The organism is Sphingopyxis sp., assembly GCF_016793825.1.
In the GTDB taxonomy this organism is placed as follows: domain Bacteria; phylum Pseudomonadota; class Alphaproteobacteria; order Sphingomonadales; family Sphingomonadaceae; genus Sphingopyxis.
This window is the reverse complement of the sequence record NZ_JAEULM010000034.1, coordinates 1-20,159: the sequence shown is the minus strand read 5'-3', so window position 1 is coordinate 20,159 and position 20,159 is coordinate 1. Positions and strand designations below refer to the sequence as shown.

The following is a 20,159-nucleotide window of genomic DNA, read 5'->3' as shown; positions in this document are numbered from 1 at the left end:
CTCTTTCCAAAAAGCGAAAATCTGATGGCGCAGCCGATTTCTTATTCGGCGCGCATCCGTGGCCTTGAAGCAGCCAAACTGCGGATCGACGAGCTTCCGCAAGGCACGAAGCTTTCATCGAATCCCATGTCCGATGCCCTGTCGGTCAGGTGGCCGACACTACGCGGATGGTGCGACCTTGAAGAGCTTAGCGGTGCTTTCGTCCGCGGCGACAATGGCATCAAATGGGAATTTGACCCACGGAAAACAGTCGATGCCTTGCTTCGACATTTCCGTGGCTTGGTCGCCAGCGAAGCTGAACGCAACGCGCCGTCCCTGAAGGCCCAAGGGATCGAGACGCCATCGACCAGCCTGGTCGAGGTGGAACGGCTGGTTCGTCTGACAAACACGATGGAAGATTCCCGACTGCGCGCGGGTCGCACCACCGACACCGCACTCGCCATCGACGCGATCGACCGAACCGCAGCCACGGGGCGACGGATTTTCGCAACGTTCATGACCCGCCTTGACCCGACCGGACAGCTTGATCCGGACCTGCGCAGCCGAGCTGACAAGCTCTGCGAAGAGATGCAGTGGGAATGGGCTGAAGCGGTCGAAAAGGTCGCGGAGGAATTGAGTGCGGGTACTAACGCCGGATGAGATCAGAACCCAGTGCGATCTGATCGGTTCGGGGCACTATCGCGCAAATGCAGGCGAAATTCTTCGGTCTCGTATCCATAATTTCTACCCGCCAAAGAATATCTCCACGCTCGATTACAGCGTTAAATATCGCAAAATTCGCCAGAGCGACGGCAGCAAGACTAAGTGGACGCTGTCGCTCACACCGTATCTCGCCCCGATCATGACGGCGATCGACACGGCCGGCATCCACGAGATTGTGGTCCCAAAGCCAGCGCGCTCCGGCGGGACCGTGGTCGCAGAGAATTACGCGCTCAAGACCATGGAGCACGGCCCATCCGGCGACATCATGTGGTACCTCAAGGGCCCGAAGGAAGTTGGCAGCTACGCCAACCGCGTCTTCAAGCCCCTTTTCGAGGACCATGAAGGCGTCGCGTCGAAGATAGGTAAGAGCGCGAGCGACAACACGCTGACCCTGAAACGGATCGGCGGCTTCACGATTGAGTTGCTGGAAATGTCGGCCGCGACCACGACGAACCGGCAAGGCCGCCTGATCGTCTTCGACGAGCCGGACACCTACAATAAGAAGTTCGCGTCCAACTTCTTGGAGCAGGGTCGCCAGCGCCAGCGCATGGTCGGCTCGCTTCGAAAGATTTACGCCTGCGCCCACCCCGATATCGGATGGTCGGGCGGTATCGCGCAGGCTTGGCTTCAGTCGAGCCAAGGCATTTTCATCATGGCGTGCTCGGATTGCGGTGGACATGGCTCCCCCTATCCGACGAAGCACTGGCCGGACGTTCCGCGCTTCCGCCTCCACTACGAAAGGTCGCCTGAGCGCACCCCGATTGGCGCCCGCCTGAAGCGGGCAGAAGGGACAGCGTCCATGCTCTGCCCCCATTGTGGTTCGATGCTGAACGAAGATCAGCGCGAGGAAATGGTGGCGGCCGGCGAGTATATGCACGCCGGTCAGACGCTCGATGTCGATCAGGGTATCCAAGGCGAGGCTGACCCGACAATCACTTGGGGCTTCTGGATCCACGCCCTGATGGTCAGCCAGGTTTCTTTGGCCGAGCTGGCGAAGGAACTCGAAGGCGCGCTCGAACATCAGGAGCGGACCGGCAAGGCGGAAAAAGTCCGTCAGGTCATGGTCCGCACCTTCGGCGAGGTGTTCGAAGGGGTTGCTGGCTCGGAGAGCGTCGACGCCGCCGGCCTTAGGGATCGCGTCAAGTCGATGGCGACCAGCGACGAGCCGGTCAGCTACCGCATGGGCGAGATTCCCGATGGCGTCCTATTCTGCACCGCGGCGATCGACACGGGCGGCAACCGCTTCGACGTCGTCATTCGCGGATGGGACCTTCAGCGTCGGTCATGGCTGATCGACCGCTTCACGATCCGGCAGCGGATGCACCCTGACGGAGTCATGCGCGACATCCGGCCAACGCGGGTCGCAGACGACTGGATGGTTCTCGAAAGCCAGGTCATTGACCGGCTGATCCCGTTCCAGAACGATCCGTCGAAAGCGATGCCGATCGCGGTCACGATGATCGATACCGGCGACGGAAACGCGACGTGGTTGGCCTATGAATTTGCTCGCAGAATGGATCGCAAGCGCTGGGGCGACTGGCGCAAGGTCCGCTGTATCAAGGGCGCAGGCGGGAAGCGCGAGCGCGTCACCTCACCGACGAAGATCAGCAAGGACAGCGAGGGCAAAATCGTCTCGCCGGTCATCACGCTTCATACGCTGGGGGTCGATGACCTGAAGCGCGACACGGTCTCTGACCTCGCAATTTCGGACGGCTCGCCGGGGCAGTGCTACTTCGCGCTCAACACCCCGCGCGATGCCTATGACGAGTTCTTCGGCGAGACCGAGCAGGAAGGAAAATGGGTCCGCAGCGGGCCGAACGAGAGCCTGGACTGCTACGCCTATGCAGAAGCTGGGCGCATCCTGCTCGAACCTGACCGCAAGAACCGAGTGTGGGACGATCCGGCGAAGCGCCCCGCGTGGGCGCGGCCGATCGACCTGTCACCGCCTGAAGAGGACAGCGAAGCGACTGCCCGCCCTGCCCAACCCGCCAAGCGATCGATCTTCGACCGCTTCGACAACCTGAACCAAGGAGGACGACAGTAAATGGCCGAAACCGCCGCCGACATTGCTGCCGACCTCGTTTTGCTCCGCGCTGCGCGGACGAAACTGGCCGTGGGCGAGCGGATCGAGGACGTTTGGCGTTCGGGCCGTCGTCTCGTCTATGCGACCGTGTCGCTCGACGACCTCAAGGCTCTGATCAAAGAGCGGGAGAACGACCTAGTGGCCGCCACCGCCGCCGAAGCGGGCAAGCCACGCCGTCGTGCGATTCCGTTGGGCTGGCCCACCTAAATGACCGTTATAACCCGCATGGGCGCTGCGTTCACCGCGGCGCGCTCCGCCCTGCTCGGAACGAACAAGCGCGATGCCGCGCGTCGTGACATTTCGGAGATGCGCGGTTGGAATCGCCGTCCCGGCTTTGCGGGCAATGTGTCGGAAGCAGACCTCGACCTGATCCTTGGTCGTGCCCGTGACCTCGACGAAAACAATGGCTGGATCAATGGTGGCCTTGATCGCCGCGTTGAGGCGGTCATCGGCGGTCGTATCCAACTCAGCGCGCAACCTGTGTACTCGATCCTCAGCCGCGACATCAACTGGCGGATGGACTGGTCGCGCAAGGTGCAGGCTCGCTTCAAGGTATGGGGCAACGATATCGAACGGCGCTGCGATACGCGGCAACGCCTCACCTTCGGGGCGCTGACCAAACTCGCTTACCTGACATATGTGCGTGACGGCGAGGCGTGCGCTGAAGTTCGCGACGACGACCGCGGTCTTGCCAACCCGACCAACGTCCTTCTGGTCGAGCCTGAACGCATCTCGACCCCGCCGGAGATGGTCCATCTCGAAGGGCCCCTGCTCCGCAACGGGATCGTCTTCAACGCGGGCAAGGCGGCAATCGGCGCGTGGGTGCGCTCAGGGCATCCTGACGATCCGCACGCTGGCCTAAGCGCCGTCCGTTGGGACTACATCCCCTTTCGTTCCTCAACCGGGCGAGCGAAGTTCATCCACGTCTTTGCGCCTCGCCGCGCCGAACAATTGCGCGGCATCTCGCGGCTGGCCGAGGCGATGGTTCCGTCGAAGATGGTCGACCGGATTGACCGGGCCGAACTAGCGGCCGCTCTTAAGTCCGCGATCTTCAGCTTCTTCATCAAGTCTCCGGGCACGACTGACGAAGTCGCCGAGGCCCTCGCCCCCGGAAGTGGCACTGAGAGCAACGACGCATGGATTGCCGATTACCTCGACTACCGGGAGAAATCCCCGGTCTGGGTGGAGAATGCTTCGGTTCACCATCTCTTCCCTGGCGAAGATGTGGTCCAGCCGAACCGCAACAGCCCAAACAGCAACTACCCCGACTTCGTCCGCTTCGTCCTGCAGAAGATCGCCAGCTCGCTGGGCATCAGTTACCAGCAGCTTTCAGGCGATTGGGCATCGATCAACTACTCGTCGGCGCGCGCTCTGCTCAACGAGATTTGGCGCTCTATCCTCGAAGACCGCCATTATTTCACGCAAGCCTTCTGCACGCCGATCTACGCAGCCTGGTTGGAATGGGAGGTCGCGAACGGCGACGTCAAGATTCCTGGTGGCCCGGTGAACTTCTACCGCAACAAGACGGCCATCTGCATGTCGGAATGGATCGGCCCCGGACGTGGTTCGGTGGACCCGAACAAGGAAAGCGATGCCGCGAACAAGGACACGGCGGCCGGTCGCACATCGACGATTGAACATATTCTTGAGCGGGGACGTGACCCTGACGATGTCCTCGCAGAGGAAGCGTTCTACCAGGCCGCGCGCGCAGCGATGGATCTCGGCCCCGTCAATCACAACGTCAAAGCCGGCGGTATGGGCACCGATGGAGAGGGCGCCGGCACCGAGGACGACCGGGACGGCGATGGCGAACCCAATGAACAGGACAAGTCTCGCCGCCGGCAGAAGGATCAGACCTGATGGCTAAAATCCGCAAAGACTGCGTGCCGATTGGCCTGCTTCGTGAACTGATCGCTTATGACCCAGCAACGGGCGTTCTCGTTTGGCTGCCGCGCCGTTTGGAGCATTTCGCATCCGATCGAGTTCGGGCGTGCGGGCGTTGGAACGCGAGGTATGCCAACAAGCCCGCTCTCACTGCGGTAGAGCAGTCCGGCTATTTGCACGGCGACATGATGGGCAAGCGATATAAGGCCCATCGAGTTGCCTGGGCGCTCCATCACGGCGAGTGGCCCTCGTTGCAGATCGACCACATCAACGGCGACCCCGCTGATAACCGGATCGAAAATCTTCGGTCGGTGACGGCCCAGATCAATATGCAGAATCAGCGTCTGTCGAGCGCCAGCACGAGCGGTGTTACGGGTGTTTCATGGGCCTCGCACCGCAATAAATGGTCCGCACAAATCAAGGTGAATGGCGTCAAGCATCACCTAGGTCTGTTCGATAGTATCGGAGACGCCGCCGCCGCCCGGAAGGCCGCCGACCGCCGGTTTGGCTTCCATTCGAATCACGGGCGGGCCGCGGCGTGAGGCCGATCGGCGGGGGCCCACAGCCCTTCACAAATGTCGCGCGCCAGTTGCTCGACCGCCCGCTCGCGATTCTGCCGCATCAGCTCGAGGCCATGCTCCTCGCATTGCAGAGCAAGCTCGGCATCACCCAGATTTCGCATATCGACGCAACGGCGATGGAGGCGAAGGCCATCCTTGAACGCTCTGCGCTCGGTGGTGACGCAAGGCGCGAATGGGACAGCGGCAAGAGTTTCCATAGCGACGGACCGATTGCCGTCATTCCGATCACGGGCACGCTGGTTCATAAGTTCGGCTGGCTTGACCCGATGTGCGGAATGACCGGCTATGACGGCCTGACCCGCAAGGTACGCGACGCGATCCGCGACCCCGAGATTGACGGTATCTGGTTCGATATCGACAGCCCAGGCGGCGCAGTTGCCGGTCTTGAGCAGTTTGTTCTTGAGCTGGCCCAGTTCGCGGACACCGGCGGCAAGCCGATCTACGGCTGGATTAACGAGCAGGCATGCAGCGCGGCCTACGCCATCGCGTCGGTCTGCCACAAGGCCTATGGCCCGGAGACTGCGATGAGCGGTTCAATCGGCTGCTGCATGGCGCACACCGATATAACCGGCGCCCTTGATGAAGCAGGGGTCAAAGTCACCATCATTCGCTCCGGCGAACGCAAGTATCGCGGCTCCAGCGTCGAATCGCTCGACGATGTCACCCTCGCGAAGTTCCAGAAGAGCTGTGACGCAGTGCGCGACCGCTTTGCCAAGATCGTCTCCATGGGCCGGGGCATCAGCGTCGACGCTGCGATGAAAACCGAAGCCGACTGGTTCGAAGGCGAAGAAGCCGTCCAGCTCGGCCTAATGGATGCCGTCGCCAACGAACGCGAAGCATGGGCCCGCCTCGAAGAAGAGATCGATTCCAGCAAGCGAAAAAGGAGATCGGCACAATGAGCCGTTTTGCCGGACTTCCCGCTGCCCTCAAAGCGACGACCGCCGCGGCGAAGGAAGCGCTCGAAGATGTTGAAACCGACGACGAAGGCGACGGTGCAGTGCCGCCCGCCAAGTCGAAGAAAAAGGAGCCTGAAATGGCTGACGAAAACCAGAATGCGGCGGTTGATACCGCGAAGAAGGAAGATCACGACGCCGGCTTCAAGGCCGCGACCGATCGCTTCAATGCTGTGATGGCGAGTGAGCACTACGCTGGCCGTGAAGCTGCCGCTGGCAAGCTTCTCACCAACGCCTCGATGTTCAATGCATCCGCCGACGACATCACCGGCATCCTTGCCGACATGCCGAAGATCGAAAAGACCGAACTTTCGGAAGAAGAGCAGCGCGAGGCTGCGGAAACCGGCGGGCGCAAGGAGATGCAGGAGCAGCTCCAGAAGGGCGCCAATTCGAGCATCGAGGCCGATGCCGGCAACGGCGGCGCCAAGAACACGGCGGCCGAAGCCGCGGGCATCTGGGACCGGGCCACCGCCCGCGTCTTCCCCGAAGCCCGCAAGTAATTCCAGATCGAAAGGAACCTGAGTTATGACGACTCTCACCGAAGGCAAGCATGAGGGCGAGTTCATCGGCCAACTCGCTATGGGTCCCGGCTATCATATCGATGTTGTGACCCTTCTGAGCGGCCAGAACCTCGTCGCTGGGACCGTGGTTGGCAAGCAGACCACGGGCGGCAAATATGTCGCCTATGATAACGCCGGCACCGACGATGGCCGCCGCACCGTTGCGGGCTTCCTCGTTGGCGCGGTCAACGCATCCGGCGGCGATGTCACGACCGCCCGCGTCCTGCGCCGCGGCCCCGCGCTGATCAACAAGAACGACCTGACCTGGGCTGCCGGCATCGACGCCAGCGAACAGGCAGCGGCGCTCGCCGAAGCCCTCTCGCTTCTCGGCATCAAGGCCGCCTGAACCACACCACATCGCTGAGCCAGCCACCCGGCAGCACTCGCTGACCGGCAATGGCTCCGCATACCTGAAAGGAATCCACCCATGGTCGCCATGGACATTTTCAACAGCGACGCATTCAGCCTGTTCAACATGACGGCGGCCATCGAGAAGATGCCGACCGTTCCCACCTTTCTCGGCGGTCTCGGCTTGTTCGACGAAGGCGAAGGCGTCGACACGAACATCGTCGGAATCGAGCAGAAGGGCATGACCCTGTCGCTCATCCCGACGTCGGGTCGCGGCACGCAGATCCCGATGGGCGCCACCGACAAGCGCACGCTGCGCAACTTCAACCTTCCGCGTGTGGCGAAGGGCGATCAGCTCTTTGCAGCGGAAATCCAGGGCATCCGCGCATTTGGCACCGAAAGCGAACTGGAAACGGTCGTCCAGAAGGTCGTCCAGAAGCAGAAGAAGCTGCTCACCGAACATGCCTTGACGATGGAATACCATCGCTTGGGCGCGATCCAGGGCATCCTGCTCGATAGCGACGGCTCGACGCTGTACAACTACTTCACCGAGTTCAGCATCGCCGCGCCGACCGAAATCGACTTCGACCTCGACAACGCCTCGCCGGCATCGGGTGCGCTCTCGCTCAAGATCGCTGCCGCCAAGCGTGCCGCGATCCGCGCTCTGGGTGCGTCCTATGTGCCGGGCGTCACGCGCTTCCTCTGGCTCTGCGGCGATACCTTCTCTGACCAGTTCACGACCCATCCCGAGGTTCGTGAAACCTACAAGAACTGGGAAGCCGCAGCCGCCCTCCGCGACGCGAAGGTCTTCTCGACCTTCCGCTTCGGCGAGATGGATTGGCACAACTATCAGGGCACCGACGACAACTCGACGGTGGCCATCGGCGCGACGAAGGCGAAGCTGGTCGTCCAGGGCGTGCCCGGCCTCTATCGCCGCTACAACGGCCCCGGCGAAACGATGGAAACGGTCAATACGATCGGCAAGCCCATCTACTCGATGCTGGTTCAGGACCGCGACCGTCAGATGTGGGTCCAGCCGGAAATCTACAGCTACCCGCTACATATCTGCACCCGACCCGAAGTGCTGCTGAGCGGCCGCAACACCTGATGGTAACGGGCGGCGCTCCGGTGCCGCCCGCTGCCCAGCCCAAGGAATCCGCTGATGGAAACCACAAAGCGTAAGGTCGCTTCCGCATTCATCCAGTTCGTGCCGGATCATGGCATCGTGGTGGGCAATGACGGCGAAAGCGTTGAAGTGCCCCTTCACCTGACCGAAGAATGGGAAGGTCTCGGCTATATCAAAAAGAAGGGCGAAGCATCGAAGACTGCCAGCGACGGCAAAGCCGACGATGCCGCGAAGGAAGCTGCTTCGAAAGAACCCGCCCCCGCTGCCGAGGACAAGGCCCCCTGATGCCCTCCCCGCTCGAATCCGCGACCGATAGCCTGTTGGACCCGGCCACGGTCGAGCATCTGGGCGACACCTTCACCTACACTCCGGCTGGCGGTTCGCCCGTCACCGGAGTGAACGGCTTCGTCGAATATGAAGAGGACATCGCCAATCCGCAGGCCCCCGGCGCTGGGGCTATTGCGCAGGTGATCGCGGTTGAACTCTTCGCGCAGCTTTTCCCGACGCGCCCTGATGCGACGTGCCGCATCTCCGACATTGCCCGCAGGCCCGGCGAGCTATTCCAGCCCGTTGGTGTGATGGCCGTCGATCGAGGCTTCTGGCGCTTCGGTCTCAAGAAGGTCCCTGTCTGATGGCCGCCACCGACACGGCAGGCACAAAGGTAGCCGCCAAGATCAAGCAGGTTTTGGTGGCCGCCACGACGGCGCAGAGCCGCACCTTCAAGTGGTTCACCTCGCAGGACCGCACCGACATGGACCCGCTTGCCGAAGGCGAGATTCCCGGCGGCATCATCGGCGTGGCCAAGGTCGACTTCGCATTCTCCGAGATGCAGGGCCAGATGCGCCACGAGGCCCAAATCATCATCTCGTGCCAGAGCGGCATAGAGACGGGCCTGAGCATCGATCCCGGCAATCAGGACATGATGGCCTTCGCCGTCGAAACCCTTGCCACCAGCAACGACTTGGGCGGTATGGTCGAGGACCTTATTCCCGTTTCCGCAGACGCATCCGAGCAGAGCGCCCCCGACGTCGGCGAGGCCCTGCTTATCCTTGCCTGCACCTTCTACACGCCGACCAACGACTTCCGCACGATCATCGGCGGGGGCGGCGCGACCTTCTGAAAACCCTGAAACCGAAAGGATTCCAACATGGCCCGCAAGCCTGATCCCACCGGCGCGCCCGAAGTTCTGGCCGTCGCTCCTGCGCTTCCGCCGATCAGCGTCGACTTCAATGCACTTCATGACGCGATCACCGCCGGGAAGACTTCCGAGGAGGCCATCGCCGCGGCAAGCCTCGCTTCGTCGGCGCCCGCCGAGGAAGCCGTCGAAGCTGGCGTGACCCACGCAGACGAGACCGCCGAACCCGATGGCGCGCCTGAAGATCCGGCGCCCTCCCCCGAACCGCCCGTCGTCGAAGACGAAGCCTGAGGAGACTGACCAATGGCACTGATGCCCACTCGCAAGACCCGCAACACGGCTCTCGCGCTTATCCCGCAGGTTTCGCGCGGTACGTTCGTCGACCCCGCCGCGAACCTGATGCCGATCTCAAACCTGACCGACAACATCGAGTCCGTCACGGTTCAGAACTCCGAATACACCGGTTCGATCGACCAGAACGGTGACGAAGTCGTCGGCAAGCAAGTGACGATCAGTTTCGACGTCAATTTGCGCGGCCCCGGCGGCGCTGATGTCCCCAGTGCTGGTGCGTATCTACCCGGTATTCTGCTCGTAAACGCGAAGATGACCGAGGTTATCACCGCCACCGCAATTCCGGCAGCGCCCGAGGCCCTTTCCGCAGGGTCGACCACCGGCTTTACCGGCGGCGCAGGCATGACCGGTACGCTGGACCTCTACAAAGGCATGCTCGTGCGCCTTCTCGGCGTGAGCACCAGTCTGGCCGGCGTTTCAGCTATCCGCACGAACAGCGCCAGCAAGGTCGTGGAGCTTTGCGAAACCTTCGGGTCGACGCTGACGGGCAATTATCAAATCCCCAAGCAGCTTGCTTACGTGAACAGCATCAGCAGCACGGACCCGTTGCCGCTGTCGCTGAAGGTCTGGATCGGCGGCAAGCGTTACGATCTCGTGGACTGCCAGGTTACCTCGGCAATCGTGGCGGTTCAGACGTCGACCAGCAAGCAGGGCAGCATCCCTGTGCTGCGGTTCTCGCTGGCGGCGATCATCTACAACACCGCCGACGAAGACACGCCTGCCATCCCCTCGCTCGGGACGACGCCGAAGTTCAAGAACGGCAAGCAATTTGTCGCGAAGAAGGCGCTTGGCGGCTCGGGCTTCGAACTCAACTTCGGTCTTCAGACCGATGCGGCGCCGAACCCGAACCAAACGACCGGCGACGAAGGCGACGAGCTGGTGGGCAAGCAGATCACGCTCACGCCGAACCTTCTGTCCTATCGCAAGGCAGACTTCGATCAGATGGCGTTGGCCGATGCGCAGAGCCAGCATCCCTACTTCGCGCTGTGGGGCGAAACGCCGGGTCAGATCGTCAGCGTCATCGTGCCTGATGGCCGGTTCAAGCATGCCGGCGACGACATGGGCGGAACGCACGTCACGCAGGCGCCGCAGATGCTCATCGACGTGAAAACCAAGGGCGTGGTCATCGCCTTCCCGTACTATTGAGCGAAAGGCTGTCCCCCATGGCCATGCAGAGAGTACCCGTCCACGCGGACGAGAAGAAGATTTTCATCCCGGTTGCTTTCTCCGAGATGGAGAAGCCGCCGACATTCACCCTCAAAACGCCGTCCCGCAAGCAGCGCGAGGAAATGCAGTACGCGCTGCACGAGGCCGGCCTTCGCCGTCACGATGACGAGGCCATCCGAGAAGCAACCGTTGAGGAGCTTTGCCGCCTCTGGGCGTGCGATGGCGACGATGAGAACGTCCAGCGGTTGAAGCGCTTCTGGGACGCGGTCGACGAGTACAACGGCGAAGCAGAGAAATATCTGCTCGAGGTTGCTGCAGCGCTCGATGCCGAAGAAGACGCACCTGCCCCGTTCCCCGATTTCGCGCATCCCGATCACGTCATCGTCGACGAACTGCTTGCTCGTCTCACGAAGTCGTCGCAGCGCCTACGCTCTCTCGCGACCGACAATGTCCGGTTCTCGAAAGAATTTCCCCGCCACGCGATCGCGCACGCGCTCACCGGCTGGACCGAACTCTACGCCACGCCTCGCTTCGAGGAAGGCATCATGCAGTTCGATGCCGTCTGCGAGATGCAGGAGGAACTGGAAAGCCGTTTCAAGGAACTCGGGGAAGCGGCGTTCACCGAATTGGCAGCGGCGGCGGTCAACCGCTTCTTTCTGAACAAGGAAGCGGAAAAAAACTCATCATCGGGGCCTGCGTCTCAGCAGACCCCGCAACCTACGAAGGAAACTGGATCGGCCTCGACCGATGGGAAATCCCCGGTCTCGGCACCTTCCGAAGAAACCCCCGCCGCCTAGTCGATCCGCAGAGCTTCAAGCTGCTGCGGATTTATCACCAGTGTGATCGGGGAATGATGGGCCACGTCTGGCCTGATGGCGGCGGGTTGCTCGATCAGCCGAACCTGCTGGTCGAAGCTTGGGGCGTCATGGCGAACGCGCTGCATAAGGCGAAGGAGGGGGAGGAGCAGTGACCCGCGTCAAGGCCGGTATCACGATGCCTCCCCGCTCAGCTTTCACAGCTTTCCAGCGCGACACTGAATCCCGCCTGCAAGCGGCGGCCTTGAATGCGACGCTCATCGCGGCCCAGCGCGCCAAGGCCAAGGTCCGCACGAGCATGTCGGGCGCAGGCCTTGGGCGCCTTGGGAACGGGATTGATGCCGGCGGTGACGCCACCAAGGGCGGTGCGGTGCATCGCACGGGAACGGGATGGAGCGCATCGGGCTGGATCTTCATCCGCAGCAAGTCCGAGCGCACGCGCGGTGCGATCGAAGCCTACACTGAGGGCGCCGAGATCCTGCCGCGCAAATCGCCGTGGCTCTGGATTCCAACCGACGATATCCCGATCCGCGCCGGTCGCTACAAGATGACCCCGACGCTCTATAGGCGAATGGGCTTCGAGACGAAGATCGGGCCTCTGGTGCAGGTCCCCGGCGCAAACGGGACCATGCTGCTGATCGTTCATAAGGTCGGCGTGAACGCCGCGGGCAAGTCTCGCTCGGCGCGGTCGCTCACCAAGCGCGGTCGGGCTCGCAAGGGCCAAGTCGAGCAGGCGTTCATCGTCGCGTTCGTCGGCATCCCCCGCACATCACGGCAGGCGCGTGTTGATATCGTTGCGATCGTGAACGAGGCTCAGGCGGCGCTGCCGGCGCTTATCGAGCAGCAGCTTCAGCGGCGCTAGCGACAGGCGTTGAAGGCCTTGATCTGCCATTCCGAATATTTGTTTTCATTCTGCTTTTCACGCCATTCGTCGCGAGCCTTTCGAGCCGCAGCGCAAAGTTCTGATTGGGACGATTGACCGCTGCTTTCGAGAAATTCGTATTGGTCCTCTGCCTTCTCGGCGGCGCGGTCACATGCAGCGAGCGCGAATGCGGCAATGATTAGAATCGTCGTCCTCATGCCGACGACATAGCCCCAGCGGCTGACTTCGACAACCTGGCCCCCTGAGCCGCCCCGAAACGGGCGGCTTTTCTGTAGCGAAAGGAATCAGACACGATGGCGACCGTCCTGCCTGCTTTCATTCGTGCCGAATACGATCAGAGTTCGCAGGGCTTCCGCGATTTCGAACGCAACGCGGCGCTCGCTGCTGACAAGGCCAAGGACAAGTTCGAGCAGAGCTTTGGCGAAATCCAGTCGGTCGTTCAAAAGGCGCTGTCGGTGCCTCGCAATGCCGCTGGCGCGCTGGACTTCGACACCGGCAACCTGCGGCGTGCGGCGGACGACGCTCAGGCCCTGGCCACCGCTACCCGAGAAGTGGCGCGCGCCGCAGAGATCGCCGCCAAGTCCACGCAAGACACGTCAGAATCGACCAGACTCTATGTGCAGGCTGCCCGAGCGGCCGCGACCAGCGCCGAGCAAAACTCCCGCGAACTCGTGGCCCAGGCGCTCACGTATGAGCGGCTGCAGAAAGAAATCGACCAGACCGCGTCGGCCACCCAGCGGCTTGTCGCGGAGTCGAGTTCTTATCGTATCGCTCAGCGCGGGGTCACCGAGTCGACCCGCGCGGTGCGCCAAGCCACCGTCCAAGCCGGCCAGCAGCTTCAGGACATCGTCATCTCGTTGCAGGGTGGCCAACGCGCCAGCACCGTCCTTGCCCAGCAGTTGCCCCAGCTGGCATTTGCGTTCCAAGGCGTGGGCGGCAAGGTCGGCGCAGTAGCCACGGTCTTGAGTGGCCCATGGGGTGTTGCCGTCGCGTTGGCCGCCGGCGCGCTCGGCGGGCTGATCGACAATCTTTTCGCGACCGAAAGTGCCAGTGGCAAGCTTGTCCTCGCTCTCGACGTGCAGGCAAACAGCTACACGGTCCTGAAGCGCGCGGTCGATGAATATAACGAAAGCCAGCGCCAGACCGAGGAACTGTCTTATCAGGCTATCAAACGCTCGAAGGAACTTGCCGAACAGAACTTGCGGCTCGCCGAGACCCAGCTCGCCGTGGCGCGTGCTCGTTTTGAGAACCAAGACGTCGGCTCAAAGGGCGGCCTTGAACTGCGATCGGCATACGGATTTCAAGTCAGCCAGGTCGAAGCTGAAATCGCTCGACTTCGGGGCGTGCTCGGCAACGCATCGGACGCTCTCGGATCGAAAGAAATCGAAGCTCAGATTGATCCCGTCATCGCGATTACGCGAAAATGGGACGAGCAGGTGCGCAAGGTCCGTCAGGCTTACCTCGAACTAGCCGCCACGCGGAAACTGACGGCCCAGGAAGAGGCCACCCGCGACGCGGCCATTCTTGCCGTCGAGAAGCGCAAGAAGGCCGCGATCGACGAGCAGCGTAAGGCCGAACGCGCGGCGAAATCCACCGCCCTGCCCCCGGTTACGCTCCGCGAGGTCACCGACCTCATCAGCAGTCAACTTGGCGGCCGTATCACGAGCACGACCGGCGGGAAGCACGTCAAGGGCAGCTACCACTATTCGGGGCAGGCCGTCGACTTCGTGCCGAAGGGCGGCATGGGCGCGCTTTCGAAGGCAGATATTCGCGAAGCCTTCGGTGCGGCCGGCATCCAGCTCAAGGAATTGCTCGGCCCCGGCGACAAGGGCCATGACGATCATTTCCATGCCGCATTTGCCAAACGTCGGCAGAGTGTCGAGCAGGTCAATGATGCCATCAAGCGGGCGGAAGACGCTGCGAAGCGCGCGGCCGACCAGCTTCAGAACGGCATTGATCGCGCGGCCGACAGCGTTGAACGCCTTCGCGGCCGCTTCGATGAGGCCCCGCGCGATATCGACGTTGCGACTGCCGCTATCACCGACCTGAACCGCGCGATCGACGAAGCGGATGCCAAACTGAAGGCTGGCGGCCTCACCGATGCGCAGAAGGCGGTGATCCAGCAGACCCGCGACACGGCGCTACAGACGCGCGACCAGCTTATCCCTGCCTTCCTGAAGCGCCCGGTCGAAGATCGAATCACCTCGGGCGAGCGCGAGCTTCAATTGCAGCGCCTGGTGCTGGCTGGACGCGAGGACGAGGCCGACGTCCTGTCGCTTCAGTTCGACGTCATGCGGCAGCTTCGCGTCGAGAACGAAGCGGACCTACGCACCGAACTCGAAAAGCGCGGCATCACCTTCGAGCGCTACCAGATACTCCTTCAGCAGCGCGAAGAGATGATCGCCATGTCGCGCGCGCAGGACCGCCTCGACCGCGCCGTCCTCTCGACCCAATCGAAGCTGCGCGAACTCGACCGCGCTTATGAGACGATCGCTCAGGGAGTTGCGGGCCTCCCCGATGACGTGCTCGGCTCAATCAAGGACATCGCTGGCAATCTGCGGAAGCAGGTGAACGAGATCATCGCGCGCCGGATCACAGACAGCCTGTTCGGCAACCTGTTCGCCCGCCTCGAAGGCGAGATCCGCGGCAAGCGCCCGATCGACATGGCAACTGGAAATTACGTCGACAGCACCGTGCGAGCGTCAGGCGCGCTGAACCAACTGACCGACAGCTTCCTCTATGCCTCGTCGATCATGCGGGGGACCGCGGCCAACGACAATATCGCCTCGAAACTCCTGAACTCTGGCAAGATGGTCGACGGCATCCCCACCGCAGGCAGGCTCTTCGGAAAGGCCGCAGGCGCATCTTACAATCCCACCGATATCGTGGTGACCGGCGAGCGGCATACCAGCGAAGTCGTCGATCAGTTAAAGCGCCTGAACAAGGTAACGCGCGAAGGTCTGGGCACGGATTCCCCGCTCACCAAGAAGCTCGGCGGCTTCCTGAAGAACGCGGCCGAGGGCGCCTTCATCGGTCAAACTGCTTCCAGTCTCGTGTTCGGCAACAAGGGCAGCGCAGCGGGGTCCGCTATCGGCGGCGCTTTGGGCAAGATCGCCGGCGAAGCGATCGGCAAGACGCTCGGCGGGCTCGGCGGGAAGATCGCTGGTCCGCTCGGCAGCATTGCGGGCGGCCTGATCGGCAGCGCGCTCGGCAGCGCAATCATGGGGACGAAGAAGGGCACCGCGACGATCGGCGGCAGCGGTGGTGATCTCGCCATCGCCAGCTACGGCGGCAACTCCAAGAAGTTCCAGCAAGCCGCGGGCACTGGCGCCGACAGCGCGATCTCGACCATCAACCGCATCGCCGAAATGCTGGGCGCCAACGTCAATGCGAGCGCAGGCAGCGTCAGCATCGGCATCAGGGACGGGAAGTATCGCGTCGACACGTCGGGCAAGGGTATCACGAAGACGAAGAAGGGGGCGATCGACTTCGGCGAGGATGCCGAAGCCGCCATTCGCGCCGCCACTATGGACCTCATCAAAGATGGCGTGCTCACCGGCCTGAAGGCATCGACCCAGCGGATCCTGCAGCAGGGCAAGGATCTCGACGCCGCCGTTCAGAAAGCGCTCGATTTTGAGTCCGTGTTCTCGCGCCTGAAGGAATTTAATGATCCGGTCGGCGCGGCTCTGGACGCTCTCAACAAAGAGTTCACGCGGCTGAAGAAGATTTTCGCGGAAGCCGGCGCGTCGACGTCCGAATATGCCGACCTCGAAAAGCTCTACGGAATCGAGCGCGAGAAGGCGATCAAGGAAGCGGCCGCCCGCGTCACCGCGAGCCTGCAATCGCTCTATGACGACCTGACTATCGGCGAGAACGGCCGCAGCGTGCGCGATCGCCTCTCGGCTGCTCAGTCGGCCTATGACCCGCTAAAGGCGCGCGTGCTGGCCGGTGACAAGACCGCCTATGACGATTTCGCAAACGCCGCGAAGTCCCTGCTCGACATCCAGCGCCAGTTCTCGGGTAGCCAGACGCCCTATTTCAACCTGCTCGACGAAATAACGAAGATCACCAAGGACCGCATCGACTTCGAGAAAAATATCGTTTCGATCTCGGAAGGCCGCGACAGCCCGTTCACGTCGACCGGCGCATCGAACGACAATTATGCCCCCGTCGTCTCGGCGATCGGCGAGATGAACCAGACGCTCATCAACGGCTTCCGCGCCCTGCTTCTGGCCGGCGGGGGCGGCGGTGAGCGCGGCTTCTACACCAACGCCTTCCTATGATCGTATTCCTCGAGGTCACCCCGCGGTGGCCGATTGCGTCTGATCCGATCTGCGCTTGCTCGGCGGCTGATCGGCGCGCGCAGACTTGGGACGGCGCAAAGTGGGCCGCTGCGGTCCATGATCCCGGCTCGCTTCAGGTCTCGCTGTTCAATGGCGACATCGGTTCCGAGATCGATAGCCAAACTGCGCCGGTCATTTTGACCGAAAAGCATCTGCTCAAGCTCTATCCCGACGCGCGGACGGTGCGGTGGGAAGGCGCCACCTTCCGCATGTGGGCGGGCGACTTCACGACGCCGGCGGGCATCGGTGCCTATCCCTACGCGAACACGGTAGAACTCGTCGCCAAGGGAAAGGTCTCGCGGTTTGAGCAGGAAGGCGGGGCTATCAAGCTGTCGCTCGATCCTGCCGGCGAAGCGGGACAGACGAACGTCCTGTCGCTGGAATATGCCGGAACCGGTGCTGTTGAAGGCGGTGCGGACCTCAAGGGCAAGCTGAAGCCGTGGGTGTTCGGCCACGCGAAAAACGTCGAGCCGGTGCTGATCAACGAAGACTACAGCGTCTATCAGTTCAGCGCCTATGGCCCGATCCAAGCGGTCGACGCGCTGTATGAACGCGGATCGGACTTCGGCGCGCCGACTGCCGATTATGCGAGCTATGCTCTCCTGATCGCGGCGACGATCCCCGCCGGTCGATGGGCTACCTGCCTCGCGGAAGGTCTCATCCGGCTGGGCGCGCCGCAATACGGTGTCATCACCGGCGACGTGAGGGGCGACTATGCCGGGTCGGTGCAGCGGCGCCACCCCGGCGCCATCCTGCAGCGCATCGCGACGTACCGGAGCATTTCATCCGACGCGATCAACAGCGACAGCCTCGATGCGCTCGACGCCTTCGCGGCGACACTGCCGGCGGGCGGTTACATCAACGAGGTGCTGACCGAGCAGACGACGTTCCTCGACCTCGCACGGCGACTGGCGAGCGGTTTCAACGCTCAGGCGGGCTTCACGCTGCTTGGCGAATTGATCGTCACACGGGTCAGCATCGGGACGCCCGACTTCACGATCCATTCGCAGGGCAAGTTCCTGCCGGTGGTCGGATCGTTCGTCGAAAGCGATACGCCGCCGCCGTTCAAGCGCATCATCATGGCGGGGGATCGGTCGTGGCGGGTCCATGACCTCGCAAACGACATCGCCTTTTACGCCACGCCCCTCGAACTCGGCGTCTATGATCCGGTCGAGACTTATCGCGAGGGCAACATCGTCAGCCTGCCTGATGGCTCGCGGTGGATCTATTCGAACCCGGTGCCGACGTCCGGCAATCTACCGAGCGATGCGAGCCTCTATTGGTCGCGCCTCAGTGAAGCGGTCAGCGGGTCGCCTGGTCCGGACGGGGTCAGTAACGCTGTCGTCTACCTCTATCGCCGAGGCGCGACGTCTCCCGCAGTGCCGACCGGGACGTTCACATATACCTTCGCGACGGGGGTCCTCTCCGGAGGCACGCTGAATAGCTGGACCCAGGCCATTCCCGCCGCCGATGGAAACCCGCTGTGGGTCATAGCTGCGACAGCATCGGCTGCGGCAGCGACCGACACGATTGCCGCAGCCGAGTTTGCCTCGCCCGTCCTGAAGGATGGCGCCGGGCTCAATACGGCCCCGGTCGTTCTATACCAGCGCGCGGCCTCGGCACCTTCAGTGCCAGCCGGAACGCTGACCTATACATTCTCGACCGCGACGCTCTCCGGAACGCTGGGAAGCTGGACGCAGAGCGTCCCGGCGAATGACGGCAATCCGGTCTATGTCATAACGGCAACCGCGCTGAGTACGGCCGCCACCGATACGATCCCGACGGGGGAATGGTCGGCGCCGCAAATCCTTGCCGAGAATGGCGCTCCCGGTGCCCCCGGCACGGACGGCGTCACGTTGTACACTTGGTACGCCTATGCCGACGCGCCGGACGGGTCGTTCAACTTCACGACGGGGGCGCCCGGTTCGCGAACCTATCAGGGGATCGCGACGGGCAAGACGACGGCGACGGAAAGCACGGACCCCGCCGACTATGTCTGGTCGCCCTATGTCGGCCCGCCGAATTTCGGGCTGGCGAATTTCAACAGCAACACGGTGCTGGCAGGGAACAAGCTGATCAAGGTTGCGGGTGGCGAGTCATGGAACGCATCGGTTCATTCGACCGAGAGCTACACGGGCGGCGCATCGGTCAGCTTTGTCGTAGACGATGTGACGAAGAGTTTCATGGTGGGGCTGAGCAGCGACCCGACGACCGATGCTAGCTACACTAGCATTGATTTCGCAATCCAGTTCTTCCCAGATTTAGGCTCTGACATCGGTGTCTACGAGGATGGCAATTTTGTTACGAGCATGGGCACCCCTTATACTGCTGGCGACGTTTTTTCGGCCACATATAACGACAAATCAGTTGTTTACTCAAAGAACGGCATACCCTTTCACATAAATTCCGGCGTGCCGTCAGGGCTGACGCTTTTTTTCGACAGCTCATTAAACACGCCGGGTCAAAGCGGCCGCATCCTTTCCTTCACCGCGGCGGGAACAGCGGGCACCGATGGCAACGACGGCATCAGTCCGGTCAGCGCCGTGGCGATCCCGCTGAACAAGCAATTCACGGCCGACAGCGACGGCACGGTGAAAGCCGGGCAGTTGCCGTTCAACGTTGCGATTTCGGGGACGAAGGCGGGAGCGTCGATCGGCGGGACCGTGTCGATCGGCACGCCTTCGGGATGCACCGCAACCGCCATTTCTGGCGGCTTCACGATCGATACCGTGTCCGCCGATTCGGGCTTCGTGCCGTGGACGTTCACCGCGACCGACGGGCAGGTTGTCGACGGCAAGGTCAGCTTTTCGCGCCAGCGCGACCCCGCGTCGGGCGGGCAGGTGTCGGTCAATTTCAGTTCGACGTCATGGTGGGGCAGCGGCAGCTATGGGTCATCCGGCCCCAGCACGGTGCTTCCCGCCTCGTCGACCGGCAAACTGGCCATTTCCGGCTTCGCCAGCTTCTATTGCTCGGGCAACGGCGAAGCGCGGCTCACCGCGAAGCTGCAATATCGTGCCGTCGGCAGTGGGACATGGATCGATGCCGGTTTCAGTTCCGGGCCGGGCATCGCGATCAAGACAGCGGACATGCCGGGCGAACCCGGCGAAAACACGCCGGGCGAAGTCAATCCGACCGGGACGCTGACCGGACTGACGGCCAACGGCTCCTATGAGGTGCAAATGGTCGGATCGCGCAATGCGTCGTACAACGCGATAGCGGCGGCGACGG

The 20,159-nt window shown here is 62.5% G+C and carries 18 protein-coding genes and 1 pseudogene; 18 read left to right on the top strand and 1 reads right to left on the bottom strand.

The genetic code is table 11. From position 1 onward, the window contains the following. Positions 1–24: 24 nt before the first annotated feature. The 16 genes from JNM03_RS10610 (at position 25) to JNM03_RS10535 (ending at position 12,567) form a co-directional block, all read left to right on the top strand. A complete protein-coding gene (locus JNM03_RS10610) occupies positions 25–639 on the top strand; it encodes a hypothetical protein (RefSeq protein ID WP_294036454.1) in 615 nt (204 codons plus the stop codon). Then, positions 617–2,746: a terminase gpA endonuclease subunit gene (locus JNM03_RS10605; protein ID WP_294036453.1), complete on the top strand. Its 2,130-nt coding sequence runs from the start codon at positions 617–619 to the stop codon at positions 2,744–2,746. Before JNM03_RS10610 ends, JNM03_RS10605 begins: the two co-directional genes overlap by 23 nt. Next, positions 2,747–2,992, top strand: a complete 246-nt coding sequence (gene gpW / locus JNM03_RS10600; protein WP_294036452.1) for a gpW family head-tail joining protein — start codon at positions 2,747–2,749, stop codon at positions 2,990–2,992. Beyond that, positions 2,993–4,645 carry a phage portal protein gene (locus JNM03_RS10595; protein ID WP_294036451.1) on the top strand — a complete coding sequence of 551 codons (1,653 nt, stop codon included), beginning with the start codon at positions 2,993–2,995 and terminating at the stop codon, positions 4,643–4,645. Then, positions 4,645–5,211: an HNH endonuclease signature motif containing protein gene (locus JNM03_RS10590; RefSeq protein ID WP_294036450.1), complete on the top strand. Its 567-nt coding sequence runs from the start codon at positions 4,645–4,647 to the stop codon at positions 5,209–5,211. Before JNM03_RS10595 ends, JNM03_RS10590 begins: the two co-directional genes overlap by 1 nt. 47 nt (positions 5,212–5,258) lie before the next feature. Next, complete coding sequence (locus JNM03_RS10585) at positions 5,259–6,149, top strand: S49 family peptidase (RefSeq protein ID WP_294036448.1); 891 nt, start codon at positions 5,259–5,261, stop codon at positions 6,147–6,149. After that, positions 6,146–6,703, top strand: coding sequence for a hypothetical protein (locus JNM03_RS10580; protein WP_294036446.1), 558 nt, complete (start codon positions 6,146–6,148; stop codon positions 6,701–6,703). The genes JNM03_RS10585 and JNM03_RS10580 overlap by 4 nt, the downstream gene beginning before the upstream one ends. A gap of 25 nt (positions 6,704–6,728) precedes the next feature. Beyond that, a complete protein-coding gene (locus JNM03_RS10575) occupies positions 6,729–7,109 on the top strand; it encodes a head decoration protein (RefSeq protein ID WP_294036444.1) in 381 nt (126 codons plus the stop codon). 81 nt (positions 7,110–7,190) lie between these two features. Then, positions 7,191–8,219, top strand: coding sequence for a major capsid protein (locus tag JNM03_RS10570; RefSeq protein WP_294036442.1), 1,029 nt, complete (start codon positions 7,191–7,193; stop codon positions 8,217–8,219). Positions 8,220–8,273: 54 nt separating this feature from the next. Further along, positions 8,274–8,522 carry a hypothetical protein gene (locus JNM03_RS10565; RefSeq protein WP_294036440.1) on the top strand — a complete coding sequence of 83 codons (249 nt, stop codon included), beginning with the start codon at positions 8,274–8,276 and terminating at the stop codon, positions 8,520–8,522. Further along, positions 8,522–8,869, top strand: coding sequence for a hypothetical protein (locus JNM03_RS10560; protein WP_294036438.1), 348 nt, complete (start codon positions 8,522–8,524; stop codon positions 8,867–8,869). The genes JNM03_RS10565 and JNM03_RS10560 overlap by 1 nt, the downstream gene beginning before the upstream one ends. Continuing rightward, positions 8,869–9,357 carry a hypothetical protein gene (locus JNM03_RS10555; RefSeq protein WP_294036436.1) on the top strand — a complete coding sequence of 163 codons (489 nt, stop codon included), beginning with the start codon at positions 8,869–8,871 and terminating at the stop codon, positions 9,355–9,357. Before JNM03_RS10560 ends, JNM03_RS10555 begins: the two co-directional genes overlap by 1 nt. Before the next feature lie 27 nt (positions 9,358–9,384). Then, the gene (locus JNM03_RS10550; protein ID WP_294036435.1) at positions 9,385–9,663 is read left to right on the top strand and encodes a hypothetical protein; all 279 of its coding nucleotides are present in this window, start codon (positions 9,385–9,387) and stop codon (positions 9,661–9,663) included. A 12-nt stretch (positions 9,664–9,675) separates the two neighbouring features. Continuing rightward, positions 9,676–10,869: a hypothetical protein gene (locus JNM03_RS10545; protein ID WP_294036433.1), complete on the top strand. Its 1,194-nt coding sequence runs from the start codon at positions 9,676–9,678 to the stop codon at positions 10,867–10,869. A gap of 17 nt (positions 10,870–10,886) precedes the next feature. Continuing rightward, positions 10,887–11,687: a hypothetical protein gene (locus JNM03_RS10540; RefSeq protein ID WP_294036431.1), complete on the top strand. Its 801-nt coding sequence runs from the start codon at positions 10,887–10,889 to the stop codon at positions 11,685–11,687. 169 nt (positions 11,688–11,856) lie between these two features. Next, a complete protein-coding gene (locus tag JNM03_RS10535) occupies positions 11,857–12,567 on the top strand; it encodes a hypothetical protein (RefSeq protein WP_294036429.1) in 711 nt (236 codons plus the stop codon). Here JNM03_RS10535 and JNM03_RS10530 read toward each other — a convergent pair. Beyond that, positions 12,564–12,785, bottom strand: a complete 222-nt coding sequence (locus JNM03_RS10530) for a hypothetical protein (RefSeq protein ID WP_294036428.1) — start codon at positions 12,783–12,785, stop codon at positions 12,564–12,566. The genes JNM03_RS10535 and JNM03_RS10530 overlap by 4 nt on opposite strands. 96 nt (positions 12,786–12,881) lie before the next feature. Here JNM03_RS10530 and JNM03_RS10525 point away from each other — a divergent pair, with 96 nt between their 5' ends. Further along, positions 12,882–16,871 carry a phage tail length tape measure family protein gene (locus tag JNM03_RS10525; RefSeq protein WP_294036427.1) on the top strand — a complete coding sequence of 1,330 codons (3,990 nt, stop codon included), beginning with the start codon at positions 12,882–12,884 and terminating at the stop codon, positions 16,869–16,871. Then, a pseudogene (locus JNM03_RS10520) lies at positions 16,868–20,159 on the top strand (hypothetical protein); the annotation flags it as partial. The gene JNM03_RS10525 and the pseudogene JNM03_RS10520, both read left to right, overlap by 4 nt.

Bases quoted from the DNA above. Each gene is read 5' to 3' on its own strand.
- JNM03_RS10545 (WP_294036433.1), top strand. From the start codon at position 9,676: ATGGCACTGATGCCCACTCGCAAGACCCGCAACACGGCTCTCGCGCTT.
- JNM03_RS10530 (WP_294036428.1), bottom strand. From the start codon at position 12,785: ATGAGGACGACGATTCTAATCATTGCCGCATTCGCGCTCGCTGCATGT.
- JNM03_RS10590 (WP_294036450.1), top strand. From the start codon at position 4,645: ATGGCTAAAATCCGCAAAGACTGCGTGCCGATTGGCCTGCTTCGTGAA.
- JNM03_RS10570 (WP_294036442.1), top strand. From the start codon at position 7,191: ATGGTCGCCATGGACATTTTCAACAGCGACGCATTCAGCCTGTTCAAC.
- JNM03_RS10550 (WP_294036435.1), top strand. From the start codon at position 9,385: ATGGCCCGCAAGCCTGATCCCACCGGCGCGCCCGAAGTTCTGGCCGTC.
- JNM03_RS10565 (WP_294036440.1), top strand. From the start codon at position 8,274: ATGGAAACCACAAAGCGTAAGGTCGCTTCCGCATTCATCCAGTTCGTG.
- JNM03_RS10525 (WP_294036427.1), top strand. From the start codon at position 12,882: ATGGCGACCGTCCTGCCTGCTTTCATTCGTGCCGAATACGATCAGAGT.
- JNM03_RS10560 (WP_294036438.1), top strand. From the start codon at position 8,522: ATGCCCTCCCCGCTCGAATCCGCGACCGATAGCCTGTTGGACCCGGCC.
- JNM03_RS10540 (WP_294036431.1), top strand. From the start codon at position 10,887: ATGGCCATGCAGAGAGTACCCGTCCACGCGGACGAGAAGAAGATTTTC.
- JNM03_RS10595 (WP_294036451.1), top strand. From the start codon at position 2,993: ATGACCGTTATAACCCGCATGGGCGCTGCGTTCACCGCGGCGCGCTCC.
- JNM03_RS10555 (WP_294036436.1), top strand. From the start codon at position 8,869: ATGGCCGCCACCGACACGGCAGGCACAAAGGTAGCCGCCAAGATCAAG.
- JNM03_RS10575 (WP_294036444.1), top strand. From the start codon at position 6,729: ATGACGACTCTCACCGAAGGCAAGCATGAGGGCGAGTTCATCGGCCAA.
- JNM03_RS10580 (WP_294036446.1), top strand. From the start codon at position 6,146: ATGAGCCGTTTTGCCGGACTTCCCGCTGCCCTCAAAGCGACGACCGCC.
- gpW (WP_294036452.1), top strand. From the start codon at position 2,747: ATGGCCGAAACCGCCGCCGACATTGCTGCCGACCTCGTTTTGCTCCGC.
- JNM03_RS10610 (WP_294036454.1), top strand. From the start codon at position 25: ATGGCGCAGCCGATTTCTTATTCGGCGCGCATCCGTGGCCTTGAAGCA.